15 protein-coding genes are annotated in these 24,190 nt (G+C 60.3%); 7 read left to right on the plus strand and 8 right to left on the minus strand.

Features of this window, described 5'->3' with window-relative positions; genetic code table 11:
• Positions 1-7: 7 nt before the first annotated feature.
• The 4 genes from E8K79_RS19155 to E8K79_RS19170 all read right to left on the minus strand — a co-directional run bounded on the left by E8K79_RS19155 (position 8) and on the right by E8K79_RS19170 (position 3,929).
• A complete protein-coding gene (locus E8K79_RS19155; protein WP_136516155.1) occupies positions 8-511 on the minus strand; it encodes a TlpA family protein disulfide reductase in 504 nt (167 codons plus the stop codon).
• Positions 512-607: 96 nt separating this feature from the next.
• A complete protein-coding gene (locus E8K79_RS19160; RefSeq protein WP_136516156.1) occupies positions 608-2,488 on the minus strand; it encodes an aryl-sulfate sulfotransferase in 1,881 nt (626 codons plus the stop codon).
• Positions 2,489-2,547: 59 nt separating this feature from the next.
• Positions 2,548-3,255: a protein-disulfide oxidoreductase DsbI gene (dsbI, locus tag E8K79_RS19165; protein ID WP_136516157.1), complete on the minus strand. Its 708-nt coding sequence runs from the start codon at positions 3,253-3,255 to the stop codon at positions 2,548-2,550.
• Between the two features lie 11 nt (positions 3,256-3,266).
• The gene (locus E8K79_RS19170; protein ID WP_246043887.1) at positions 3,267-3,929 is read right to left on the minus strand and encodes a thiol:disulfide interchange protein DsbA/DsbL; all 663 of its coding nucleotides are present in this window, start codon (positions 3,927-3,929) and stop codon (positions 3,267-3,269) included.
• 582 nt (positions 3,930-4,511) lie between these two features.
• On the opposite strand from E8K79_RS19170, the gene E8K79_RS19175 reads away from it, so the two are divergent.
• The 4 genes from E8K79_RS19175 to katG all read left to right on the plus strand — a co-directional run bounded on the left by E8K79_RS19175 (position 4,512) and on the right by katG (position 9,709).
• Positions 4,512-6,245, plus strand: coding sequence for a sensor histidine kinase (locus E8K79_RS19175; protein WP_136516159.1), 1,734 nt, complete (start codon positions 4,512-4,514; stop codon positions 6,243-6,245).
• 1 nt (position 6,246) lies between these two features.
• A complete protein-coding gene (locus tag E8K79_RS19180) occupies positions 6,247-6,909 on the plus strand; it encodes a response regulator (RefSeq protein ID WP_136516160.1) in 663 nt (220 codons plus the stop codon).
• Positions 6,910-6,941: 32 nt separating this feature from the next.
• On the plus strand, positions 6,942-7,262 hold the full coding sequence (locus E8K79_RS19185; RefSeq protein ID WP_136516161.1) for an MGMT family protein: 321 nt from the start codon (positions 6,942-6,944) through the stop codon (positions 7,260-7,262).
• A gap of 245 nt (positions 7,263-7,507) precedes the next feature.
• Positions 7,508-9,709 (plus strand): catalase/peroxidase HPI, encoded by a 2,202-nt coding sequence (gene katG / locus E8K79_RS19190; protein WP_136516162.1) that lies wholly within the window; start codon positions 7,508-7,510, stop codon positions 9,707-9,709.
• A gap of 209 nt (positions 9,710-9,918) precedes the next feature.
• On the opposite strand, the gene E8K79_RS19195 is transcribed toward katG, so the two are convergent.
• On the minus strand, positions 9,919-11,400 hold the full coding sequence (locus tag E8K79_RS19195) for a glutamate synthase subunit beta (protein ID WP_136516163.1): 1,482 nt from the start codon (positions 11,398-11,400) through the stop codon (positions 9,919-9,921).
• Between the two features lie 39 nt (positions 11,401-11,439).
• Positions 11,440-16,023, minus strand: a complete 4,584-nt coding sequence (gltB, locus tag E8K79_RS19200) for a glutamate synthase large subunit (protein ID WP_136516164.1) — start codon at positions 16,021-16,023, stop codon at positions 11,440-11,442.
• 378 nt (positions 16,024-16,401) lie between these two features.
• Here gltB and E8K79_RS19205 point away from each other — a divergent pair, with 378 nt between their 5' ends.
• The 3 genes from E8K79_RS19205 to E8K79_RS19215 all read left to right on the plus strand — a co-directional run bounded on the left by E8K79_RS19205 (position 16,402) and on the right by E8K79_RS19215 (position 19,344).
• Positions 16,402-16,743 carry a PilZ domain-containing protein gene (locus E8K79_RS19205; protein WP_136516165.1) on the plus strand — a complete coding sequence of 114 codons (342 nt, stop codon included), beginning with the start codon at positions 16,402-16,404 and terminating at the stop codon, positions 16,741-16,743.
• Positions 16,744-16,820: 77 nt separating this feature from the next.
• Positions 16,821-17,906: a hypothetical protein gene (locus E8K79_RS19210; protein ID WP_136516166.1), complete on the plus strand. Its 1,086-nt coding sequence runs from the start codon at positions 16,821-16,823 to the stop codon at positions 17,904-17,906.
• 259 nt (positions 17,907-18,165) lie between these two features.
• Entirely contained in the window at positions 18,166-19,344 is a 1,179-nt protein-coding gene (locus tag E8K79_RS19215; protein WP_136516167.1) for a methyl-accepting chemotaxis protein, read from the plus strand.
• Positions 19,345-19,841: 497 nt separating this feature from the next.
• Here E8K79_RS19215 and E8K79_RS19220 read toward each other — a convergent pair whose 3' ends face one another.
• Positions 19,842-23,006: a hybrid sensor histidine kinase/response regulator gene (locus tag E8K79_RS19220; RefSeq protein ID WP_136516168.1), complete on the minus strand. Its 3,165-nt coding sequence runs from the start codon at positions 23,004-23,006 to the stop codon at positions 19,842-19,844.
• A gap of 260 nt (positions 23,007-23,266) precedes the next feature.
• Positions 23,267-23,935: a PEP-CTERM sorting domain-containing protein gene (locus E8K79_RS19225; protein WP_136516169.1), complete on the minus strand. Its 669-nt coding sequence runs from the start codon at positions 23,933-23,935 to the stop codon at positions 23,267-23,269.
• Positions 23,936-24,190: the final 255 nt, after the last annotated feature.

A 24,190-nucleotide genomic window follows, 5' to 3' on the forward strand; every position in this document is an offset into this window, starting at 1 on the left:
CCCTCCGCTACAGCGACTTCAGGTAGCTTACGACCTGGGAAGAATCCCACGGGATCCCGCCGGTCACCCGTTGCCGCAGCACTCCCTTGCGGTCGACGATGAAGGTGTCGGGCAGGCGGTTCGCGCCGTAGCGCTGCTGCACGAACCCGCTCGCGTCGCTGAGAAAATCGAAGGCGAAGGGGAGCTTGCGAAACCTTTCCGGGATCTTTTTCTCGACGTTGACCGCGAGGATCACGAGGTCCCCCTTGGGGAAGGCCTTTACCAGCCGGTCCATGGAGGGCATCTCGTCGCGGCAGTAGGGGCACCAGGAAGCCCAGAAGTTCACGAGGACGATCTTGCCGCGGTACTGGGCGAGGCTTTTGCCTTCGCCGGCGATGCCGGGGAGCCTGAAGTCCGGGGCCGGCGCGCCGATCCGGACCGAAGCGTCATCCTGGGCTTTGCCCGGTGCCGACACGGCAAGCACCGTCAGGGTCATGAGGCAGGCGCAGATGTAGCGGACCAATCGTTTCATGGTGACAACCTCTCTAATGCGGTTTCCGGGGTGGTGGAATCGTGCGGTGCCTCAGGCTGAAGGAGATCCTTCAACCTGAGGTGTTTTGCCGGATGGTTACTTGTTGGTGAAGGCTTTATCCACGCTGAACGGCATGGCTTGGTAGCCGGTGGTGTCTTTCAGCTGGATCTCGACCGCCGGCTCTTTCTCGCCGTAGTTGAACTCCATGATGTACGGGTTCGGGTCGGTCTTGAACGCGCCGGTGGTGATGTCGAAGTCGGCGCCGGCGGTTGCCGAGTAGACGAACACGGAGTCCTTGTCGGCCTGGTATTCGGTGAGTGAGGTCACCGGGCTGTACCAGCCGTTGCCGCGCTCTTTGCCGAACTCCCAGATCTGCTCGACGGTCATCTTCTTCTGGTCGATCTTGTAGATGACGGCGCGGGAGTACTTCATGCTCGGCAGGGCGGGCTGCTCCATGCCGCGACTGTCGCCGTTGTCGAAGACGCTCACGTAGATGATGTCGCCCTTGGACTTGCTGTCGATCTTGAACGCGGTGTGCTGCGTCCAGGTCCAGTCGAAACCGCCCTCTTCGTTCTCGTAACCGGGGCACTTGGAGCCGCCTGCCTCGCATACGATCTTGTTACCCTTGGAATCGACAGGGGTCAGGAACTTGCCCTGGTATTCCTTCTTCCACCCCTCGGGGCTGCCCATGATCCACTTCACCTGCTTGTCACGGCCGATCTTGACGACCGCCGACTGGTGGCGGGAGCTGATGATGATGGAATCGTCCTCGGCGTCATGGTCGACGCTGTTCACGTGCGCCCAGTTCCTGCCCGGTCCGACGCCGACGATGTCGCCGAACTTGTCGCTCGCGTCCTGCTTGGCGAGTTCCTCGGCGCTCATGGTGTGGCCTGCCTTGCTGGCGTCGATGTTGAGGCACACGGCACCCTGGTCGAGCACCTTCATGTTGACGTCGCGATACGGGTCGAGAATGTCGAAGAGGCGCCACTCGTCCTTGACGAGGCCGGTGTCAGGCTCGACCTCGATGATCACGTCGCGTACGGTGCGCACGTTTCTGCCGTCGGCCCGCTTCAGGTTGGAGCTCGCCACGCGGAGGAAGTAGTTGCCGTTGGGTGAGTTGTCCATGGAGTGGGAGAAGTCGTTGTAACCGGCGGGAAGCTCGCGGTTGAAGACTTCCTTGCCCATGATGTCGTACTTCACGTAGCGCTGGCCGAAGCCCCAGCTCATGGCACCGTCGTTGTTCTGCTTGAAGCCCATCATGACGCCCGCGTTGTAGATCGACTTCAGATCGTAGATGGTGTCGGGTTTCATGTACCAGCGGACTTCGCCCTTGGTGTCGACGATGAAGTTCTGCGGGTAGTAGTTCCACTCAAGTGCGCCGCCGGTCGGGTTGTTCCAGACCGCCCTGGTCCCTTTGCCCGCCTTGTGCAGGAAGTTGTTCACGAAATAAAGTCGGTCGCCGAACTTCTTGTCCACCTTTTTGACGTTAGCCCCGGAGAAGAGGGCGGCCTTCAGCGTCTTGGTGGCGTTCGGCTCGGAATACACCGGGGGGGCGTAGAGGGTGTAGCTTTCCTTCGCCTGCTCCCACTTGCCGTTGAAGAGCTTCGAGTACTCGACCTCGACCGTATTGACGTAGTCCGCATAAAGACCGAAGACCGGGATGCCGCCGTGGGTCAGAAGATGCTTGTTGGCGACGCGGTATTTGATTTCCTGCCCGTCCGCCTTCGGGACGATCCGTACCGTGACGTCCTTGAGGACGTACCCGCCGTTTTTGATGATCGCGGTCAGGGGGGCGAGATCATAGGGGTTCATGACGACCTCGCCGAGTTTACCCTGAACCTGGTAGTCGACATGCGGGCCGCTCGCACCGCCGATGGCGAGCGCCATGGTCGGTACCGCCGCTCCGAGCATGGCGGAGCACAACACGAGCCGCGCCACTCTTCCGGTTTTCACCAATGCTGCTTTTCGACAGTTCATACTGATCTCCTTTTTTGTTGTCGGGGGCGGACATGCCGCCCCTCGCGCCGAGATTGTCGTTATGCCAACTTGCCGGTGTAGCTGGAAGTTTCTACGTGTGCTGCGGCTTGGCGCTTGCGTACCAGGGTGACGACCCAGCAGGCTGCCGCTACCAGAAGGGCCAGGAGGATGACGCCGAAGGTGATGACGGTGCACTGCGCCATGTTCATGAAGTGTGCGGGCGGCCAGAGGTACCACCCTTCGGAGTAGAAGTCGGTGATGGCCTTCTGCATGGGGCTCAGTTGCGCGCCGTCGGGGATGATCGGGTTGTCGTAGCCGCAGTCGCCCGTCGGCTTGAACCATTCCGGAGACCACTTGTCGAGCGGCAGGTGGAACGGGAAGGTGGGCTCCGGGGAGCACCCCTGCACGCCGAAGAGGTCGTCGCTGTGGGCTGCGTGGTGGATCTTGTTGAGCTTTATGCTGTAGAGAACACCCTTGAAGCTTCCCCAGATGGCGAACAGGTAGCCGGCGATCTTCAAGCCGGTGTTCGAAGGCTTGATGGCGGCGAGGATGCCGCCGAAGGCCATGGCGAAGAAGGCGAGCCTTATGTAGACGCACTGCTCGCAGGGCCTCATGTAGAGCCAGATCTGGAACACCGAGTGGGCCAGGATAACCATGAAGAGGCTGAGCCCCGCCATGAAGATCCAGAGAAACCGCTTGTCCTGCCAATTGCTGATGGTACCTACCGGGTCCGACCTGAAGTTGCCGATCATTTCTGAGAGTTTCACGACGCGTCTCCTTATTTGGTCTTCAGCTCGTTGATAAGCTTCAGCATGCCGTCTATGGAGGTGATGTTCTTGGTCATGATGAGGTACTTGCCGTTGACGACGAAGCCGGGGACGCCCTGGACCTTGGCGACGTCGTAGGACTGGTCCCACTCTTTCAAAAGCGCCTTGACCTTGGGATCCGCTTTTGCCTTGTCGAACTCGGCCTTGCTCATGCCGACTGCGTCGAGACCGGTCTTAAGGTAGGAGTCGGGGCCCGCATCCCAGCGCTCTTTCTTGTCGTGGTAGGCGGTGTAGTAGGCCATCTTCGCTTTTTTCAGCAGGGATTTTTCGGTGTAAAGATCGCGGTCGGAGAGGCCGGCCTTCTGGTCTTTCAGGAGCAGTACTGCGAAGAGCTCGCTACCCTGAACGCCGTATTTACCCTTGGTCTTCAGATGGAAGGGGCGGAACTTGAGATCGCTCGGCAGCTTGGGCACCAGGTTCGGAGTGATCTTTTTGTCGTACTTGTAGCAGAAGGGGCAGTCGTAGCTGAACACCTTGATCAGGGTGCCCTGGGCGTTCGGGATCGGTTTGGCGAGTTTCACGTAGTCGGTCCCTTCGGTGAAGGCGAAGCTGGTTGCGGCGAAAAGGGCTACGATGGCAAAACTTGCGGCGATTTTTTTGACGAATTTGAACATGATCTCTCTCCTTTGTGACTGTGACGTATGGTTGTTAATGCTGTTCCTGGCCTCGTTCGGTATCGTTTGACATGCGGTTGCGGTGTCTCCCTCCTTTCCTCCTGGTGCCGGTTTGGTGATAGTGTTTGCCGTGTTTATACTGTTGTTGTGAACCGGACTGCTGATTTGTGCGGTTAGCTGGCCTTGCTGGTTTCTTTTGATGTCATATTTTGCTTTTTGGTTTATTTAACAAAACCAAAAGCTGGTCGTCAAGCATTTTTTTACGTTTTTTTTGCTGCCGCCGCTGCCGCTTCCTGCAGAAGCATTTCCGTGCTCTGCTGGTCCGCGAGCGAGAGGTTGGTAAGTCAGCTAAACTGAGGGGGTACGGGGAAATTGAGCTGTGTGTAAAGCTGGTTGGTAAGTGCAGTCGCGTGATGATGGGGGAGGCTTGAAGGGGATTAGGACTTTTCGGTTTACATCATTTGTTATATTGAAGTAAACTAAATCGGCTTTCCGGCGCAGTCAGCTGTGGATGCGGAAGCTTTTGTGCAAGCCGGACATGCCGTTTCACGAACCAGCGAACAGTTTTGACGAGGGTGCCCTATGAAGCAATTTCTCGAATCGAGCAAAAGCCGTATCGTTATCGTCACCTATGTGCTGCTCTTCTGCATGTTCTGCTTCTTTTCCCTGATGGATCTGCACAAGAGGACTTCCGACTACGCCTACTTCGCCAATAAGATCAATAGTTTCATCCAGCATGCGCATGACAGTGAAGCCGAGTACCTCTGCTCGCGCCTGGTCAACTACGTAAGCACCATCGCAAAAGAGAAACACTTCGCCGAACTGCTGAAGGCAGGCGATGCGAAAGCCCTGGAGAAGGCGGCAGAACCGGTTTTCTACGATTTCGGGAAACGCTACGTTCCGGTCATCTCGGTTCTGATCTATGACGGCAACGGTAAACTCAAATACCACATGACCCCGCCATCCATAGAACATGATCCTGAAAGCTTACGACCCAATGTGAGCAAGGATGTCTTCGCCACTAAAAAATACACCTACGGCTATGAAACCAACCTCGTTCCCCTCTACTTCTGCACCGTTCTTCCGGTGCGGGACGCTCGCTCGGAAGTGGTGGGTACGATCGAGATCGGTGTGGACCTGTCGTTTTTTCACTACAACCTGAAATGGTTTTTGCACGACGTGAAGACGGCCATCTTCTCCGACGGAAAATTCCTTGAAGTTGACACCGGGTACAAAACGGATTCCGCAGAATACGTCTATGACTATTACAAAAGACTAAAAGCCAACGACGCCGCGTTCTTCAACCAGATCAAAAAACAGATTGATTTCCGATGGACGAAAAACGATATTCAGATCGGGAACAAGTACTATCTGGTGAGCACCTCCCAGGTCCTGAGAGACAACGCAGGGCGTGAAGTCGGCAAGTATCTTGTCGCCTACGACATGACGGAACTGCGGAACCGGCACTGGGGCTATTTCTACGCATGGCTGCTGTTCTTCGCCATCACCGCCTGCGTCATGCTCTGTATCAACCTGGTCGGCTTCAGAAAGTATGAGCGTATCATCACGGATCAGAGTAAGATGCTGTCCCAGCGCTCGAAGCAGTGTGCACTCGGCGAAATGCTGGGACACATAGGTCACCAATGGCGGCAGCCTCTATACAACCTGTCTCTCATCGTTCAGAACATCGGGCTGCAGAACCAGTTCGGTAAACTGGATGACGCCATGCTCAACAAGCAGATCACCCAGGCGAATCAGAACATCGAGTACATGTCGAACATAATCGACGACTGGCGTTCGCTGCTTATGTCAGGCAGCAGCCGGACCTTGATCGAGCTGCAAAGTTCCGTCGAGCGTGCCATTGCTATGGTTGCACCGGTCATGGAGCAGAGCCGGGTCACCATCGAGAACCGTATCACGGCGCCGGTGTACACCATGGGCTTCGTGAACGACCTGGTTCAGCTGACCATTAACGTGCTGTTGAATGCGCGCGACCAGCTCTCTATGCTGCAAGGGGACCGCTTCATCCTACTTTCCTCAAGCGAGGAGGCAGAAGGGTTGGTGACGGTCACCTTTCAGGACAACGGTGGCGGGATCCCCGACCATCTGCTGAAACGCATTTTCGAGCCCTATGTCACTACAAAGGACAAGGCCGACGGCACAGGCCTGGGACTGTATCTGTGCCACCAGATCGTCGAGAATCTCGACCAGGGAAAGGTCTGGGCGGAAAACAGGTCCTTTGAACTGCATGGTGAAACGCGCTATGGCGCCTGCATCTGCCTGCAGTTCGCCAGAACAACTGAGGGAGGTAAATAGTATGAACGTCACCGCCTTGCAACAGATGACGGTGCTCTTTGTTGATGACGAGGAGACTGCACGGGAGCAGATGAAGATGGTCCTGAGCAGTTTTTGCAAAAACACGATCTGCGTGGGGAGTGCCGACCAGGCCTTGGCTGTGCTGGAGGAGCATCACCCGGATATCGTACTCACCGACATCCGCATGCCCGGCTTGTCCGGCTTAGAACTCCTGAATGCGATAAAGCAGAAAGATTCGGCGGTTGCCGTAGTCATGGTATCGGCCCATTCGGAGTCAGAGTACCTGCTGGACGCATTTCGCTATAAGGCGGACGGCTACCTGCTGAAACCTTTCAATTTCCACGACCTGCTCGAACTGCTTTCCGACATAGCGACAGAGAAGGTAGCCGCTGGCAGGGACTCCGGCAGCGGCCCAGAAAAGAAGGAGTTCGTACTCAGAATTCTCGATACCCTCGGTGGAAGACGCGCCGAGATCATGGAGTACGTCATCAATCATCTCGACGAGGAGAACCTGTTCCACGGCACCTACGACGAGGTTGCGGAGGCGCTGAGTGCCAGCAAGCCGACCGTAGTGGCTACCTTCCAGATCATGCTGGAAAAGAAGGTGCTGACCCGGCTCAAATACGGCACGTACCGTATGAACATGGAGGAACTCGCCGACTGAGCTTTAACCAGCACCTTCCCGGTCACCCTCATATGAATGACACCGTTTCTCCGACCTACAACCACATCTACGCCGTGGTTGCCGCGATCCCGAAGGGGACGGTGGCAACCTACGGCCAGGTGGCGCTTTTGGCCGGCCTGCCGGGGCGGGCGCGCCAGGTGGGCTACGCCCTGCATGCACTTGCCGACCCGTCGCTTCCCTGGCATCGCGTGGTGAACGCCAAGGGAGAGATCAGCCTGCGCACCGGCGGAAGCGAGGGTGACCGTGTGCAGCGGTTGCGTCTTGAGGCGGAGGGCGTTGTTTTCGACCGGGGCGGGCGCATCGATCTTAAGCGTTACCGCTGGCGGCCATGATGCTCACCCCGTCTCGATTCTCGCACGTGCTCTAAACCATCGCGCTTTAACTGTCCGGCCGGCCGGCAGGATGCGGAATCTTTTCACCGGCAATGACAGTAGCGTTACCTTTACTACAATATCTCATCCCCCTATGCCTTCCGCTGGCCCGCTTGCGATACATTCAATTTCTGCCGTTAGACAGGCACATACCTCGACGCTATATTTCTATGACAGTAAATTCCCTGGTGAAAGGAGCCAATGTCATGAGTACGCAAGAGAAGTGCCCGGTAACGGGTAAGATCGGCAGGCCTGCCGCCTCCCGCGGCGCGTCGAACCGGGATTGGTGGCCAAACCAGCTCGACCTCAAGGTCCTGCACCAGCACTCAAGCCTGTCGAATCCGATGGACAAAACCTTCAACTACGCAGAGGAGTTCAAGACTCTCGATCTCGATGCCGTGAAGAAAGATCTGTTCGAACTGATGGCCGATTCGCAGCAGTGGTGGCCGGCGGACTACGGTCATTACGGCCCGCTCTTCATCCGCATGGCGTGGCACAGCGCGGGCACCTACCGCATCGGTGACGGCCGCGGCGGTGCCGGGATGGGGGCGCAGCGCTTCGCCCCGCTCAACAGTTGGCCCGACAACGCGAGCCTCGACAAGGCGCGCAGGCTCTTGTGGCCCATAAAGCAGAAGTACGGCAGGAAGATCTCCTGGGCGGACCTCATCATCCTTGCCGGGAACTGCGCCCTCGAATCGATGGGATTCAGGACCTTCGGGTTTGCCGGTGGGCGCGAGGATGTCTGGGAGGCGCCGGAGGACATCTATTGGGGGATGGAGGAGACCTGGCTTGGGGACAAGCGCTACTCCGGGGAGCGGGAGCTTGAAAATCCCCTCGCCGCGGTCCAGATGGGGCTCATCTACGTTAATCCAGAAGGGCCAAACGGCAATCCTGACCCGGTCGCCGCGGCCAGGGACATACGCGAAACCTTTGCGCGGATGGCCATGAACGACGAAGAGACCGTCGCGTTGATCGCCGGCGGCCACACCTTCGGCAAGTGCCACGGCGCGGGTCCCGCCTCGCACGTCGGGCCCGAGCCGGAGGCTGCGGGTATCGAAGAGCAGGGGCTGGGGTGGAAGAACAGCTTCGGCACCGGGAAAGGGCCGCACGCGATCACGAGCGGCCTGGAAGGCGCGTGGACCCCGGACCCGATCAAGTGGGACAACGGCTATTTCGACGTACTCCTCGGCTACGACTTCGAACTCGTGAAGAGCCCTGCGGGCGCCCACCAGTGGGTCCCCAAGGACCCGGCGGCGCGAAGCACGGTCCCGGACGCCCACGACCCCGCGAAGCGGCACGCGCCCATGATGCTCACCACCGACCTTGCCCTGAAGGTGGATCCCATCTACGGGCCGATCGCAAAGCGCTTCCACGAGCATCCCGACCAGTTCGCCGATGCCTTCGCCAGGGCCTGGTTCAAGCTGACGCACCGCGACATGGGACCGCGTTCGCGCTATCTCGGCCCGCTCGTTCCCTCCGAAGAGCTGATCTGGCAGGACCCCGTTCCCGAGCGCACCTATCCGCTGATCGATGCCGACGACATCGTGTCCCTCAAGGGAAGGATCCTCGCCTCGGGGCTTTCCGTAGCGCAACTGGTAGCGACCGCCTGGGCCTCGGCCGCCACCTTCCGCGGCTCCGACAAGCGTGGCGGGGCGAACGGGGCGCGCATCCGGCTCGTACCGCAGAAGGATTGGGAGGTGAACCAACCTGCCCAGCTCGCCGTCGTGCTGCAGGCCCTGGAAGGGATCCGGACGCAGTTCAACGGCGCCCAGTCGGGCGGAAAGCAGGTTTCCCTGGCCGACCTGATCGTCCTGGGGGGCTGCGCGGCGGTCGAGGAGGCGGCGAAGAGCGCCGGCTGCAAAGTCGCTGTCCCCTTCATCCCGGGGCGCACCGACGCCGCGCAGGAGCAGACTGACCCGGCTTCCTTCGCCGTGCTCGAGCCGGTCGCCGACGGCTTCCGCAACTACTTAAGGAAGAAGTACGCGGTTCCGTCAGAGGAGCTCCTGGTGGACCGTGCGCAACTGCTGACCCTGACCGCACCGGAGATGACCGTACTGGTAGGGGGGATGCGCGTCCTCGGAGCCAACGTGGGACAAGCGCTGCACGGGGTGTTCACGAAGCGGACCGGGGTGCTCAGCAACGACTTCTTCGTGAACCTGCTGGATATGGGAACGGCATGGAGTGCGGTGCCGGGGGACGACGAGGTCTTCGAGGGGCGCGACCGGGCGACCGGCGCGTTGAAGTGGACCGGCACCCGCGTCGATCTCATCTTCGGCTCGAATGCGCAACTGCGGGCCATCGCCGAGGTGTACGGCAGCGCCGATGCGCAGGAGAAGTTCGTACACGATTTCGTGGCGGCATGGCAAAAGGTCATGCACCTCGACCGCTTCGACCTTGCCCGGTCCTGATTGGCCGCAGGGAAGGGGCTGGTTCCGTCCCCCCGGACCGGAGAAAAGGCAAATCCCCCCCGTCCCCCCTTCGCAAAGGGGGGAGCGCAAGTTCACTTGCGGCGCTTCGTGAGAACACACACCGCGCTCCCAGGAATTCTCTGGAGGACAAAAGAAAAGGCACTTGGGAAAGTCCCAAGTGCCTTTTGTCGTTTTATCGGAAAGGGCCGCTACGGCAGCTCGGTCTCTCCCATGAGGAAGCGGTCGCACTCGCGTGCGGCGCCGCGCCCTTCGTTGAAGGCCCAGACGACGAGGCTCTGGCCGCGACGGCAGTCGCCGGCGGCGAAAACGCCCTCGACGCTGGTGTTGTAGCGGTTGAACTCGGCCTTGATGTTGCTGCGGCCGTCACGATCGAGGCCGAGCGCTTCGGGAAGCTCCTGCTCGGGGCCCAGAAAGCCCATGGCAAGAAGCACGAGGCTCGCGGGACGGACCTTCTCGGTGCCGGGCACCGGGACCGGGATGTACTGTCCCTTCTCGTTCTGCTTCCATTCCACCTCGACGGTGTGCACCGCCTTCACGTTGCCGTCGGCGTCACCCTCGAACTTGGTGGCGGTGGTGAGGAACACGCGGGGATCGGCGCCGAACTTCGCGGCGGCCTCCTCCTGGCCGTAATCGATCTTGTGGACCTTCGGCCACTCCGGCCACGGGTTGTCGGCGGCACGGGTGTCGGGGAAGCGGGGCATGATCTCGAGCTGGGTGACCGAGTTGCAGCCGTGGCGCAGCGAGGTCCCGACGCAGTCGGTGCCGGTGTCGCCGCCGCCGATGATGATGACGTCTTTGCCTTTCGCCGAGATGAATTCGGCCCCCTCGTTTAAGACCGCCTTGGTGTTGGCGGTGAGGAAGTCCATGGCGAAGTGGATCCCCTTCAACTTGCGCCCCTCGATCGGGAGGTCGCGGGGGAGGGTGGCGCCGGTGGCGAGGATGACGGCGTCGAACTCCTGCTTCAGCTTCTCGACCGGGTACTCGGCGCCGCCGATGGCGGTGTTGCAGACGAAGTTGACCCCCTCCTGCTCCATGAGCTTCACGCGGCGCAGCACGACTTCGCGTTTGTCGAGCTTCATGTTGGGGATGCCGTACATGAGAAGGCCGCCGGGGAGGTCAGCGCGCTCGAAGACGGTCACCTGGTGCCCTGCCTTGTTGAGCTGGGCGGCGGCGGAGAGGCCTGCCGGGCCGGAACCGACCACAGCGACCTTCTTGCCGGTTCTCACCTGCGGCGGGTTCGGGGCGATCCACCCCTCGGCCCAGGCGCGGTCGATGATGCTCACCTCGATGTTCTTGATGGTGACCGCGGGGTCGATGGAGCCCAGGGTGCACGACCCCTCGCACGGGGCGGGGCATACCCGGCCGGTGAACTCGGGGAAGTTGTTGGTCCTCAAAAGCCTCGTGAGAGCCTGCTTCCACAGGCCGCGGTAGACGAGGTCGTTCCACTCGGGGATCAGGTTGTTGATGGGACAGCCGCAGGCCATGCCGCTCACCAGCATCCCGGTGTGGCAGAAGGGTATGCCGCAGTCCATGCAGCGCGCCCCCTGGGTGCGGAGGTGATCCTCAGGCAGATGCAGATGGAACTCGTTCCAGTCCTTGAGCCTCTCAAGCGGCTCGCGGTCGGCCGGGAGCTCGCGTTTGTATTCCATGAATCCGGTAGGTTTTCCCATAGCTATTTCCTATCTGAAGAAATCAGTCGATCTTCTTTTCTAGTGCGCCGCCTGGCGTGCGTTCTCTTCAAAGGCCGCGGAGAGTGCGTCGTCGCCGGTAAGCCCGGCCGCCTTGGCACGCTCGATGGCCTGGAGCACCCGCTTGTAGTCCGTCGGCATCACCTTGACGAACTTGTGAGCGTGGGTTTTCCAGTCGTGCAGGATGCGGGTGGCGCGTGCACTGCCGGTCCTTTTCGCATGCTGGGAGATCATCTCCTTGAGGGTCTCCTGGTCCTGCTCGTCGGGCTGCTCAAGCTTCACCATCTCGGTGTTGCAGCGCTCCTTGAAGTCCCCTGCGCTGTCGAGGACGTAGGCGACTCCGCCGCTCATCCCCGCCGCGAAGTTCCTTCCGGTCTCGCCTAACACCACGACGGTGCCGCCGGTCATGTACTCGCAGCCGTGGTCGCCGACCCCTTCCACCACCGCGTTCACGCCCGAGTTCCTGACGCAGAAGCGTTCCCCGGCGATGCCGCTTATGTAGGCGGTGCCGCTCGTGGCGCCGTAGAGGGCGACGTTGCCGGCGATGATGTTCTCCTCGGCCTTGAACGGCGAGCCGTCCGGCGGGTAGACGACGATGGTGCCGCCGCTAAGCCCCTTGCCGACGTAGTCGTTCGCGTCGCCGGCAAGCTCGAGGGTCATCCCTTTCGGAACGAAGGCGCCGAAGCTCTGGCCAGCAGAGCCGTGGAACTTGAGCCTGATGGTGTCGTCGGGGAGCCCTTCCGCGCCGTAGGTACGGGTGACCTCGTTGCCGACGATGGTGCCGACCACGCGGTCGACGTTGGTGATGGTGACCTCGGCGCTCACCTTCTCGCCCTTCTCGATGGCCGGTTTGCAGATATCGAGGAGTTTGGTCATGTCGAGGGACTTGTCGAGGCCGTGGTCCTGGCTCTCGGTGCAGTAGCGGCTTCCATTGATACCCATCTGCGGCTGGTACAGCACGTTGCTGAAGTCGAGTCCCTGGGCCTTCCAATGGGCGATGGCCCGTTTGGGCTCCAGGCGGTTTGCGCGGCCGACCATGTCGTTGAAGGTGCGGAAGCCGAGTTCGGCCATGATCTCGCGCACTTCCTGCGCGATGAAGCTCATGTAGTTGACCACGTACTCGGGCTTGCCCGAGAAGTTCTTCCTGAGCTCCGGGTCCTGCGTCGCGACGCCGGCCGGGCAGGTGTTGCTGTGGCAGACGCGCATCATGACGCAACCCAAGGTGACAAGCGGTGCGGTGGCGAAGCCGAATTCCTCGGCGCCCAGAAGTGCCGCGATAGCAACGTCACGGCCGGTCTTAAGCTGGCCGTCGACCTCGACGATGATGCGGCTTCTCAGGTTGTTGAGAACCAGCGTCTGGTGCGTTTCGGCAAGACCGAGCTCCCAAGGGAGCCCCGCGTGCTTGATCGAGGAGAGCGGGGATGCGCCGGTGCCGCCGTCGTAGCCCGAGACGAGTACCACGTCGGCGTGCGCCTTGGCCACACCGGCCGCGATGGTGCCGACGCCGACCTCGGAGACCAGCTTGACGCTGATCCTCGCGCGGCGGTTCGCGTTCTTCAGGTCGTGGATCAGCTCCGCCAGGTCCTCGATGGAGTAGATGTCGTGGTGCGGCGGAGGCGACACGAGGCCGACGCCCGGGGTGGTGTGGCGGGTCTTAGCAACCCACGGGTACACCTTATGTCCCGGAAGCTCGCCGCCTTCGCCCGGCTTAGCACCCTGCGCCATCTTGATCTGCAGCTCGCTCGCGTTGGTCAGGTAGTTGCTGGTGACGCCGAAGCGACCCGAGGCCACCTGTTTGATGGCGCTGTTCTTCGAGTCGCCCTCAGCGTTGGTCCAGGTGAAGCGCTCCGGATCCTCGCCGCCTTCGCCGGTGTTGGAGCGGCCGCCGATCCTATTCATGGCGATGGCGAGCGCTTCGTGCGCTTCCTGGCTGATGGAGCCGTAGGACATGGCGCCGGTCTTGAAGCGCTTCATGATCTCCTCGACCGACTCGACCTCCTCGATGGGGACCGGGATACGGATCTCGGTGTTGAAGTCGAGAAGGCCCCTCAAGGTGTAGAGGCGCTCGTTCTGCTCGTCGATCAGCTGCGAGAAGACCTTGAACTCCTTGTAGTCGTTGGTCCTGGTAGCCTTCTGCAGCGCCTGGATGGTGAGCGGGTTGAAGAGGTGTTCCTCACCCTCCTTGCGCCACTGGTACTGGCCGCCGGGGTCCAGGGTCGGGTCGGCGGGCACCCGGTGCGGGTACGCCTTCTTGTGGCGCTGCAAAAGCTCCTGGGCGATGCCGGAGAGGTCGATGCCGCCGATCCTGGACGGGGTCCAGGTGAAGTACTTGTCGATCAGCGACTGGTGCAGGCCGACCGCCTCGCAGATCTGGGCGCCGCGGTAGCTCTGGATGGTGGAGATACCCATCTTCGCCATGGTCTTCACGATCCCCTTGATGGAGGCCTTGATGAAGTTCTTGACGCCGGTCTTGTAGTCGATGCCGGTGAGCATCCCCTCTTTGATCATGTCGTCGATGGACTCGAAGGCGAGGTAGGGGTTGATGGCGGTCACGCCGTAGCCCAGGAGCACGGCGAAGTGGTGCACCTCGCGCGGCTCGCCCGACTCGAGGATGATGGAGGCGTGGGTCCTCGTCGCGGTACGGATCAGGTGGTGGTGCAGGCCGGCCACGGCGAGCAGCGCCGGCAGCGCCGCGTACTCCTCGTTCACGCCGCGGTCGGAGAGGATGAGGACGGTGGTCCCCATCTCGATGTGGCGGATCGCGCTGGAGAAGAGGCTCTCGAGCGACTTCTCCATCCCCTCGGCGCCGTCGGAGGCCTTGAAGAGCAGGGACAGGGTGGCGGTCTTGAAGCCGGGGCGGTCGAGGCTCCTGATCTTCTCCATGTCCTCGTTGGTGAGGATCGGGTGCTCGAGGCGGATGACGCGTGCGCTCGTTGCCGACGGCTTCAAGAGGTTCGACTCGGAGCCGATCCTTACCGCGGTCGCGGTGATGATCTCCTCGCGGATCGGGTCGATCGGCGGGTTGGTCACCTGGGCGAAGAGCTGCTTGAAGTAGCTGTAAAGAAGCTGCGGCTTCTCGGAGAGGACCGCGAGCGGGGTGTCGGTGCCCATGGAGCCAAGCGGCTGCACGCCGGAGGTCGCCATGGGGCCGATGATGGTCTCCTGGTCCTCGAAGGTATAGCCGAAGGCCTTCTGACGCTGCACGAGGGGGGATTCCTCCTCGGCCTGCGTCTTCGCAGCTTTCGGGAGGTCGGCCAGCAGGTGGTGGTTCACCTTGACCCAGTCGGCGTAAGGCTTCGCGGTGGCGAGGTCGTTCTTGATCTCCTCGTCCGGGATGATGCGACCCTGCACCGTGTCGATGAGGAACATCTTGCCAGGCTGGAGGCGACCCTTCTTGATCACCTTCGCGGGGGATACCGGCAGAACACCCGCCTCGCTTGCCATGATGACCAGGTCGTCGTCGGTCAGGTAGTAGCGGCAGGGGCGCAGGCCGTTTCTGTCCAGCACCGCGCCAATGATGCGGCCGTCGGTGAAGGTGAGGGCGGCGGGGCCGTCCCACGGCTCCATGAGGCAGGAGTGGTACTCGTAGAAGGCACGCTTCTCACGGCTCATGGTCTCGTGGTTCTCCCACGGCTCCGGCACCATCATCATGACGGCGTGGGGGAGCGAACGTCCGGTCATGAGCAGGAGCTCGAGACAGTTGTCGAACATCGCCGAGTCAGAGCCGTTGGTGTTGATCACCGGCAGGAGCTTCTTGATGTCGTCGCCGAAGAGCTCGCTGTTGAACATGGACTGGCGAGCGTGCATCCAGTTCACGTTGCCGCGCAGGGTGTTGATTTCGCCGTTGTGGGCGAGGTAGTGGTAAGGGTGCGCGCGGTCCCAGGAAGGGAAGGTGTTCGTGGAGAAGCGGGAGTGCACCACCGCGATGGCACTTTCGACCGCCTCGTCGCGCAGCTCGGGGAAGTACTGGTCCAACTGGGCCGGCATCAGCATCCCTTTGTAGACGATGGTGCGGGTCGAGATGCTGGCGACGTACCAGTACGGGTCGACCTCCTCGTCGCGGATCTCGTGGATCGCGCGCTGGTTCACGAGGTAGAGCTTCCTGTTGAAGGCGTCCTCGTCGGCGCACGAAGCGTCGCGCTTGAAGAAGATCTGGCGCACGAGCGGCTCGCCCGCCTTGGCGGTGTCGCCCAAGGACGAGTTGTCCGTCGGCACTTCGCGCCAGCCGATCACCTCGACCCCTTCCTCTCTTATAATGCGCTGGAAGACGTGCTTCGCCGCGCTTCTTTCGGTCGCCTCGGGGGAGGTGAAGAGCATGGCGACGCCGTACTCGCCGGCGGCCGGCAGCTCGAAGCCGAGCTCGGGGCAGGCCTTGCGGAAAAAGGCGTCGGGGATCTGGATTAGAATCCCGGCACCGTCACCGGTGTTGTGCTCGCTCCCCACCGCGCCGCGGTGGTCGAGGTTTTCCAGGACGGTTATCGCCTGCTTGACGATCTCGTGGGATTTCTTTCCCTTGATGTTGGTGACGAAGCCGACGCCGCAGGCGTCGTGCTCGAACTGGGGATCGTACATCCCTTGCTTCTTGGGTAATCCGATTGTTTTCATGATGCAACCTTTTGCGAGGTAGTGATCGTGCGCTGCGTCTGCGAAAGGGAGCAGTTACTATGCCAACTCGACAGAAACGCGCACGGAAAAAATGTTTACGGTGTAAGTGGCGGCTTTTGCGCCATCCCTTCCGGGCCGCTGCAGATGTGGCGGCAGCGGGTTGTAATACGAAGTGACTACTCTAGCTACTCAAGAGTGTACTCTGATTTTGTTCGGCATGGTGCGATGGTGCGGAGGAGATAGATCGAAAGATATAGGAAAATGTACCCAATGCCTTATTCAATGTCATCCTTCCTTCAGTTAGTTTGTAGGGAAATTTCTGGCGCTGTCTGTTTGGTGCAGTGTAACAGAGCACCTCTTACAGGGATGTGATGATAGATGCGTGATTACATTAACAGAAAATCGGTACGTTACCAGGGCCAGATCCCGGTGGAGGTCAAACAGGGGATGGGGCTTACCAGGAACTTCAGTACAAGCGGTATCTACTTTGTCACTGATCAGCCGGTAGCACTGGATGAACGCCTCGAAGTGGTGATGCTGCTTGACTATCAGCACATCGGCCAGCGGGTCAGACTGCACTGCATGAGCGATGTGGTGAGAGTTGAGCCGTGTGACGAGTTGCTGGGGGTGGCGGTGGCCGTCGAGGGGTGCCGCTTCGAGCTGGTGACCGAGGACGTCGAACCGCCGCGCATGGATGGCGGAGCCTGCGGGCACGCCTGAGCTGTGCATATCTTTTGAACGATTACCGTCCTGTCCGCTTTTAATTTAAATGCATGGAGATCAAAGGAGGAAGTGAAATGAAGATGAAAACCTTATTGTCGGCTCTGGCCATCACGGCCGCAGGTTTTGCCACCGCGGTAAGCGCGCAAGCGGCTGCGGTCGTCAAAAACGCCGCGGAACTGATCGTGACCCCGGGAGTGACCGCGTTGAACGTCATTCCGGAGCACCCGGCAGAGCCAGCCAACAGCTATTTCTACAAGTATTCCGTGAACGACGGCGGGAAAATCACCGACACCATTCCGGTAACGATGTGCCTAAATACCTCCACCGGCACGTGGTCGGTTTTCTACGTCAACTTCAGTGACCCCAACGGGAGCACCTTTGGGGTTTCCGTTCCGGGCAACACGATGATCACCCCGACCGATCTCAACGTCTGCAAAAAGACTGAGATAAAAATCGATACCGAGCCGCTTGTACTGGCCGATTCCACCAAGGCGGATGTTCGGGAGACCAACATCAACGTCAAGCCGGAGGGCAAGGACCCTAACGACATCAACATCAACAATAACTTCCCCAACATCCACATCTTCTTCGAGATCAAACCGGTCCTGAACGACACCACCTGCTTTACCACCGACGGTGACGGCAACCTCCTTGCCAAGTGTGACGGTACCGCGGTCACCACATCCGGCAGCGACGACGGCCGCTTCTCCGTAAACGTCAACAGACAGAAAAACAGCGTGACCGCGTCCGACCCGGGGCAGTTCTACTACAACATCCTCTGGACCAACACGACCGGCGAAGACCAGGTGGTAAACGTCTCGTTGTCCGCAGCCGGCGGGGTCGCCAAAGGGGCCAATGCTCTCCACGCCTATGCCTTCGCACCGTCCCTCTCTGGTGTTACTCCGGAAAACTTTCAGATGGTAAACGATGCCATTCCGGGGGGCTCCGACGGCTCCATCGACAACGTTACTGTTCCCGCCGGTTGGACCCTCTGGGCCAATTACCACATGGACTGGGCCGGGAAGGGCAACACGGTACCGGCCGGCATCGCCACCACCTGCGGGGATGCCAATCAGCTCATGAGTGTCCTCGGCACAGTCACCGAGGCCAACGGCAAGGTGCACACCTGCACCTCCGGCGCGAAAGGGTACAAGAAGTAACCACCGCCGCATCAGCCGCAATCACAAAGGGGGCCGGAATTTTCCGGCCCCCTTTTGCCTCTTCGTGTCGCCGCGAAGAGGCTCTCCCATCAACCACTCAGGGTCATCCCACTAACATTTTCTGTACCGATGAGTAAGAAAAATACGCGGCACCTCGATAACGCGCTAAAGAAGGGGGCGATGATTCCGAAGAGAATACAATAAAATGTAACACTGTTAGTGTTGCGGCGCCGAACAAGTACAACAGTCGAGGAAAGTCATGAAATCTCTCTTTGGTCTCTACCTGCACCTGCGCATCCGTACCCGCATAATCCTGCTCTGTGTCTGTTACAGCTTCTGCATTGTCTTTGCCGTAGGAGCGGGACGCTCCTTCTCGCTGTCGATCTCAGTCATATCCACCGCGCTCTTTCTCATTGCCGGGGCCTTCTTCAGTTCCCTGCTTTTCTGGTCGGTGAACGACGCGCTGAAAAGGATCATCGGCATCCTGGAGACCATGATCAACGGGGACCTCAGCAAGCCGATCCAGGCCAAGCGCAACAACGAGATCAGCACCATCATCCGCTCCATCGACACGCTGCAGACCACGATGCGGGACATGATCCGCCGGATCCAGCAAAGCTCCGAGCAGGTAGCGCTCACCTCGCACCAGTTGCAGGACAACGCCGACCGCATTTCCGCGGGAACCGACGACGTCGCCTCCCAGACCAACGCGGTGGCCGTCGCCAGTGAAGAGATGGCCGCGACCTCAGGCGACATCGCGAGAAACTGCGTGCACGCCGCCGAGAACTCGACCCGTGCGAGCCGGGCCGCGAGCTCCGGCGCCGATGTGGTGCGGCATACGACGCTCGGCATGGAACGGATCGCAAGCCGGGTGCAGGGGGCCGCCAAGACCGTGGAGGAACTGGGCGCCCAGTCGGACCAGATCGACCAGATCATCGGCACCATTCAGGAGATCGCGGACCAGACCAACCTGCTCGCTCTGAACGCGGCGATCGAGGCGGCGCGCGCCGGAGAGCAGGGGCGCGGTTTCGCCGTCGTAGCCGACGAGGTGCGCGCCTTAGCCGAGAGGACGACCCGGGCGACCCGGGAGATAGGCGAGATGATAAAGACAATCCAGGGGGGGACGCGCGGCGCCATCGCCGCCATCGAGGAAGGGGTGGCCGAGGTGGGAAAAGGGGCGGAGTATTCGGCTCGCTCGGGCGAGGCGCTCGAGGAGATCCTGGCCCAGGTGGGCGTGGTGAGCGATCAGATCAACCAGATAACCACGGCGGCCCAGCAGCAGACCTCCACCACCGACGAGATCACCCGCAGCATCCAGAGGATCACCGACGTTGTGCAGCAGACGGCCCATGGCGTCACCGAGACCGCCGCCGCGGCCTCCACACTCTCCCATCAGTCGGAAGAACTGCAGCGCCTGGTGCGCCAGTTCAGGCTTTAAAACACCTTTGGACCGGGGTGCGTCCAGCGAGAGATAGAACCGTTTCCCGCCCCCCTCCCGCAAGGTTCTTCAGGAAATTCCGGGGAACGCGAAGCGCAGCCGCTTACAAAGCACTGCATGAGCCCTAACGTTCCCCCCTTTGCGAAGGGGGGCAGGGGGGATTTGCCTTGGTCGGGCCATACAAGCACCAGTTGACTACATTCACAGATAATTGACGGTTATCGGAAAATCCTTTTTCTCCTCCTGGAGGAAAGCAAGACCTAGAATCTCGTCCTACCAGCGAAAACTGAGAAACAAAAGCAAATCCCCCCAGTCCCCCCTTCGCAAAGTGGGGAGCGCGAGGCCACCGTGCTCAGCAAGAGAGGACGCGGGTTATCTGAAAGGCTTCTTCCTTGGAATTCCCGGATGAACCTCCTGCAAGGGGAGGGGGGGCTTGTTCAGTTAACTGGCGCTCCTCCCCCTGCGAGCTTCTGGCTCCCGTCGCACCACTGCGGGCGTCAGCGCCGCAGCGCTCTTTCGATGGCCTCCTTCATCGAAGCTACGTTGTACGGTTTCTGAATGAAGCCGCTTGGTATCTCTCCGCCTAGTTCCCGCGCAATTTCCTGCTCGTTGTAGCCGCTGGACATGATCACCGGGACTGTGGGCGCGATGCGGCGCAACTCGCGCAGGCATTGCTTGCCGTCCATCCGCGGCATGGTCATGTCGAGGATCAGGAAGCTGATCCCCGGCGTCTGCCTGAAGATTTCCAGCGCTTCCTCGCCGTCCTTTGCCAGTACTGGCGTGAACCCAAGCTGCTTCAACATCTCCGCTCCCACGTTGCGGACCGCCTCTTCGTCGTCCACGAGCATCGCCTTCGCGGCCGCTTCCGGTTGCATAGCCTCTCTTTGCCCGTCGATACTTCCCACATCCCCCTTTACCATGGGAGTTCCAACCGGGAGGAATATCCGGAAAGTCGACCCATTGCCCGGTTCGCTCGTGATTCTTATCGCCCCTTTGTGCCCCTTTACGATTCCCTGCACTGCGGCCATCCCGAGGCCGCGACCGGTGAACTTGGTAGTGAAGAAAGGATCGAAGAGCCTCGCGATAGTCTCCCGGTCCATGCCGCACCCCGTATCGGTGACCGTGAGGCAGACGTAGTCACCCTCCGGGAGCTCCTCCTGCCACGCCTCGAGGATATGCCTGGGCTCGCCCGCAGCACTGTCGGTCGTGATCACGATCTCTCCCTTTTTCCCATCGATCGCTTCCGAGGCGTTGATCACCAGGTTCATGATCATCTGCCGTAACTGTGCCGGGTCGCCATCGATGGCAGGGAGCGGCCGGTGCAGATGGTAGCTTAGCTTTGCCTGCCTGGAGACCGAGATCTCCAGAAGGTGAGCGAGCTCCTCGATCACCTGGTTCAGGTCCACGGCCTCGATCATGAACCTTCCCTTGCCCGAATAGGCAAGCATCTGCTTGGTGAGGTCGGCGGCCCGTTGCGCGGACTGCTGGATCCTGTGCAGGTTTTCCGCCGCGGCCGCCCCCTCGGGCATGCGCATGAGGCCAAGCTCGGCGTTCCCCATGATGGCCATGAGGATGTTGTTGAAGTCGTGGGCGATACCGCCTGCCAGAACCCCCAGGCTCTCCAGTTTCTGGGCGTGCAGCAGCTGCTGCTCGAGCTGGGCCGCTTGTTTTCTTTCCGTGATGTCCTGGATGATCCATATGGAGCCGTCCTCGGCCGCATCTGGGTTCACCATCTGCCCCGCCACGTTGCACCAGATAACCGAGCCGTCCTTACGTTTCATCTTGAGGTCGGTGGAATAGATCTCCCCGCGCTGCAGCGCGCCGTATCCCGCTTCCCCGACGCTCTGGTACCATGCCTGGTCAACGTAGAAGATCGCCGTGTCCTTCCCAAGTGTCTCCCCCGGGTCATATCCCACGATCCTGTCGAAGGCGGGGTTCGTCCTCTGGATCACCCGTTTTTTCAGCAGGCAGGCGCCAAGGGGCATGGTGCTCAGGATGGTGCGCTGTTCGCTCGAGAGTCTCTCCACCTCCCGCGTGCGTTCTTCGACTCGTTGCTCCAGCGAGTCGTTGAGGCGCTGCAGATCGGCCAGGTGCTGCTTTATGCTGCCGCTCATCTCCTTGAAGTTGACGATCAGGTTGTCGGTTTCCGTGATGCCGCTTTCCGGCCAGTTGACACTTCCCCCTGAGGCGAGCCTCGAGGGAAGGTCGCTAGTAACCTTGCGCAGGTTTTCGATTGTGGCCATGATGCGGCAACTCAAAAAATCAGCCAGTGCAAGCGACATGAGCAGGATGGCGAACAGGATGGTGAGCTTGCCGGTGTAGCTGTCGTGGAGCTTCTTCTGGAAAGGGGCCACCGGCTGTTCAAGGATCAATTTCCATTCCGCGAAGTCGCCTACCGCGGCCTCGGCGCCGTAATAAGACTTCTTCCACCGCTCAGAGACGGGGGTGTTTGGTGGCGAAACCGGCACCCACTGGGTGATGCCACCGGGCAGGCTCTTAAGGGTTCCCTTCCCCCTTTGCAGCGGGGCCATGGTCTTCTGGCCGGGGCGGTTACTCATGATCACCTTGCCGTTTTTGTCCAGCAGCGTGTAAAGGATGTCACTGGATTCGGACGTCTTGTCCAGCTGCTCCTTGATCTGGTGCAGGCTGAGGACACCGATGACGTAGCCGTGGTACCCGCCATTTGCGATCACCGGGGCGAGGACGGAAACGATCGGTTCCGGGAGGCCGATCCTCCCCATCACCACCTCCGAGAGCATCGGCTTCAGCGTCTGCTTCAGTTTCGGGATGTAGGGGCGGTCCGCAAAGTTCTTGCCGATGTTTTTCTGCCCCATCTCATCGGTGAGGGGGTAATAGGCGTTGATGGTGGCCTCTTTGTCCAGAAGCCCCATGCGTTTGAAGTTCTGATCGCTTTTGGTCGCCTGCTCCAGGAAGGGTTGCAGGTGCTGCGGCGAGAGCGTGGCCGCCAGTTCGGCTAGCTGCACCACTGGCGCCTTCCGGCTGCTCACCCAGGTATCCAGGCGTTTTGCCTCCCGCCCCAGGTCCTGTAGGAGCCCCTGGCGTATCACGCGGTCCGTCTCGGCGAACTCGCTTCGGCAACCGATGGCAAGAAGGATCAGGGACGGGATCAGCACGAAGCAAGCAAGCAGGCTCGAAATAAGCTCTCGGAACGGGATGCGTACGGTTTTGGACTTGAGAGCGAACCCCGTGAAGATGAGCCTGGCGACAATGGCGTTGGCGATGCCGTTCACCGCCTGCTTCGTCATAACGATGTAGGTGTTGCTCAAGGGAACCTGCATCACCACATGGTAGAAAAGGTAAACCAGCGGCATGCCGATCACGATCCAGTACACCGCGTCGGCGGCGATCATGCCGAACCTGCGTCGCTGCATCAGCAACCCGACCAGGGCGGTTTCGGCTATGAGGATTAGGCAGGCATAGGGGTGATTCCAGAGGAAGTAGGTATAGCTGCCTATGACGGCTGCAGCGATGATGCCGCGGGTGAGGCCGAAGAACTGCAAGGCGAGCATCGCGAAGATGCTGCCGAAGAGGAAGTCGATGTTGAGGAAAACGGTGAATTTGAAATAGTTGCCGGCAAGGCCGGCGGCCACCAGGACAAATAGTGGTATCGGTGGTTTCTTGAAATCGGACAACTCTGGCAAGGTCTTCTCCCGGGGCGGTGGCGTCAATAAGGTGCGTCCAACTGTAAGAAGAAATGCATCACTGTCATAGATGACCGGGTACTGGCATAGCTTGGATGCTAAGTAGCATAACAGGTATTCTTGAAAATTTTAGTACAGTAGCCCAGGCTTTTTGAAATGTCATTCATCCATTGCGCAAACCGCTGATCCCTTCCGGAGGAGCCCACTCGCAAAAAAAGCCGCCCGAGGTGGGCGGCTTTGGTCAAAGAAAGCGCTGCGCGTCAGGCCCGCACCCTGCGCCGGCCGTAGACAGCAAGTCCCAACAAGCCTGCACCAAGCAGCATGAAGGTGCCAGGTTCCGGAACTGGGGCCAGTTCCGCATCGAAGCTGGTGCTCGCGTGACCGGTATGTGTGATTTCCAGCGCCTGGGTCAGGGAGTAGGGAACGTCGAGTCCCAGCGCCGAAGCGATGTTGACGTCGCTGAATGCGAGGCCGCTGTAAAGCTCCTCGGTCAAAAGCGTGCTCATGGCAAAGGCGGTGTTGGCGGTGTCGAAGTAGGTACTGTACTTGACCGTTCCTCCCGTGGTCCCGCCGATGGCCGCCTGGAAGCTGGAAAAGGCGCCGGTAAAGCCGGTGTCGGTGAGGTAGATGTGCAGCTTGCCGTCCGAACTACTGGTCACGTCGACTGAGTTCAGCTCTAGCCGCGGGTAGTCCTGGCTCCCGAGGATGGGGTAGGAAAGCCCGGTGCTCACGTTGGTGGTGAAAGCGCCGACGCTGCCTAGGTAGGTGACGGCGCCAGCCGCGGGGTTGATGTCCCCCGCCCCGTTGTCCCATACGGTGACGGTATTGGCGCCGCCGTCCGACAGTCTTATGGATAGTGCGTTTGCAGATGTGGCCATCAGCGTCAGGGTGAGCATGATGACCGCCAATCCTCCTCTTCTCATTCGCATGGGTTACCCTCCTTGAGGTGATACTTTATGTAACGCCCATACGCTCAGCATCATGCATGCCAGTCTCTGGTAAAGCATAAGATTTTAAATAGTTATGCCTATTATGCCTGCTTGATTTGCCCCCCTTATTTTACTGCGCGTGCTGCCGCGACCGGCGTAAACCGCGTGAAATCAAAAGCTTACCGGCCCGAGACCGTACCGCTGGCAAGCGCGTCAAGCTGTCCGTGACCGTAGCGGCTTTACACACCTCCTTTA

This window comes from Geomonas edaphica, from assembly GCF_004917075.1.
Lineage (GTDB): Bacteria > Desulfobacterota > Desulfuromonadia > Geobacterales > Geobacteraceae > Geomonas > Geomonas edaphica.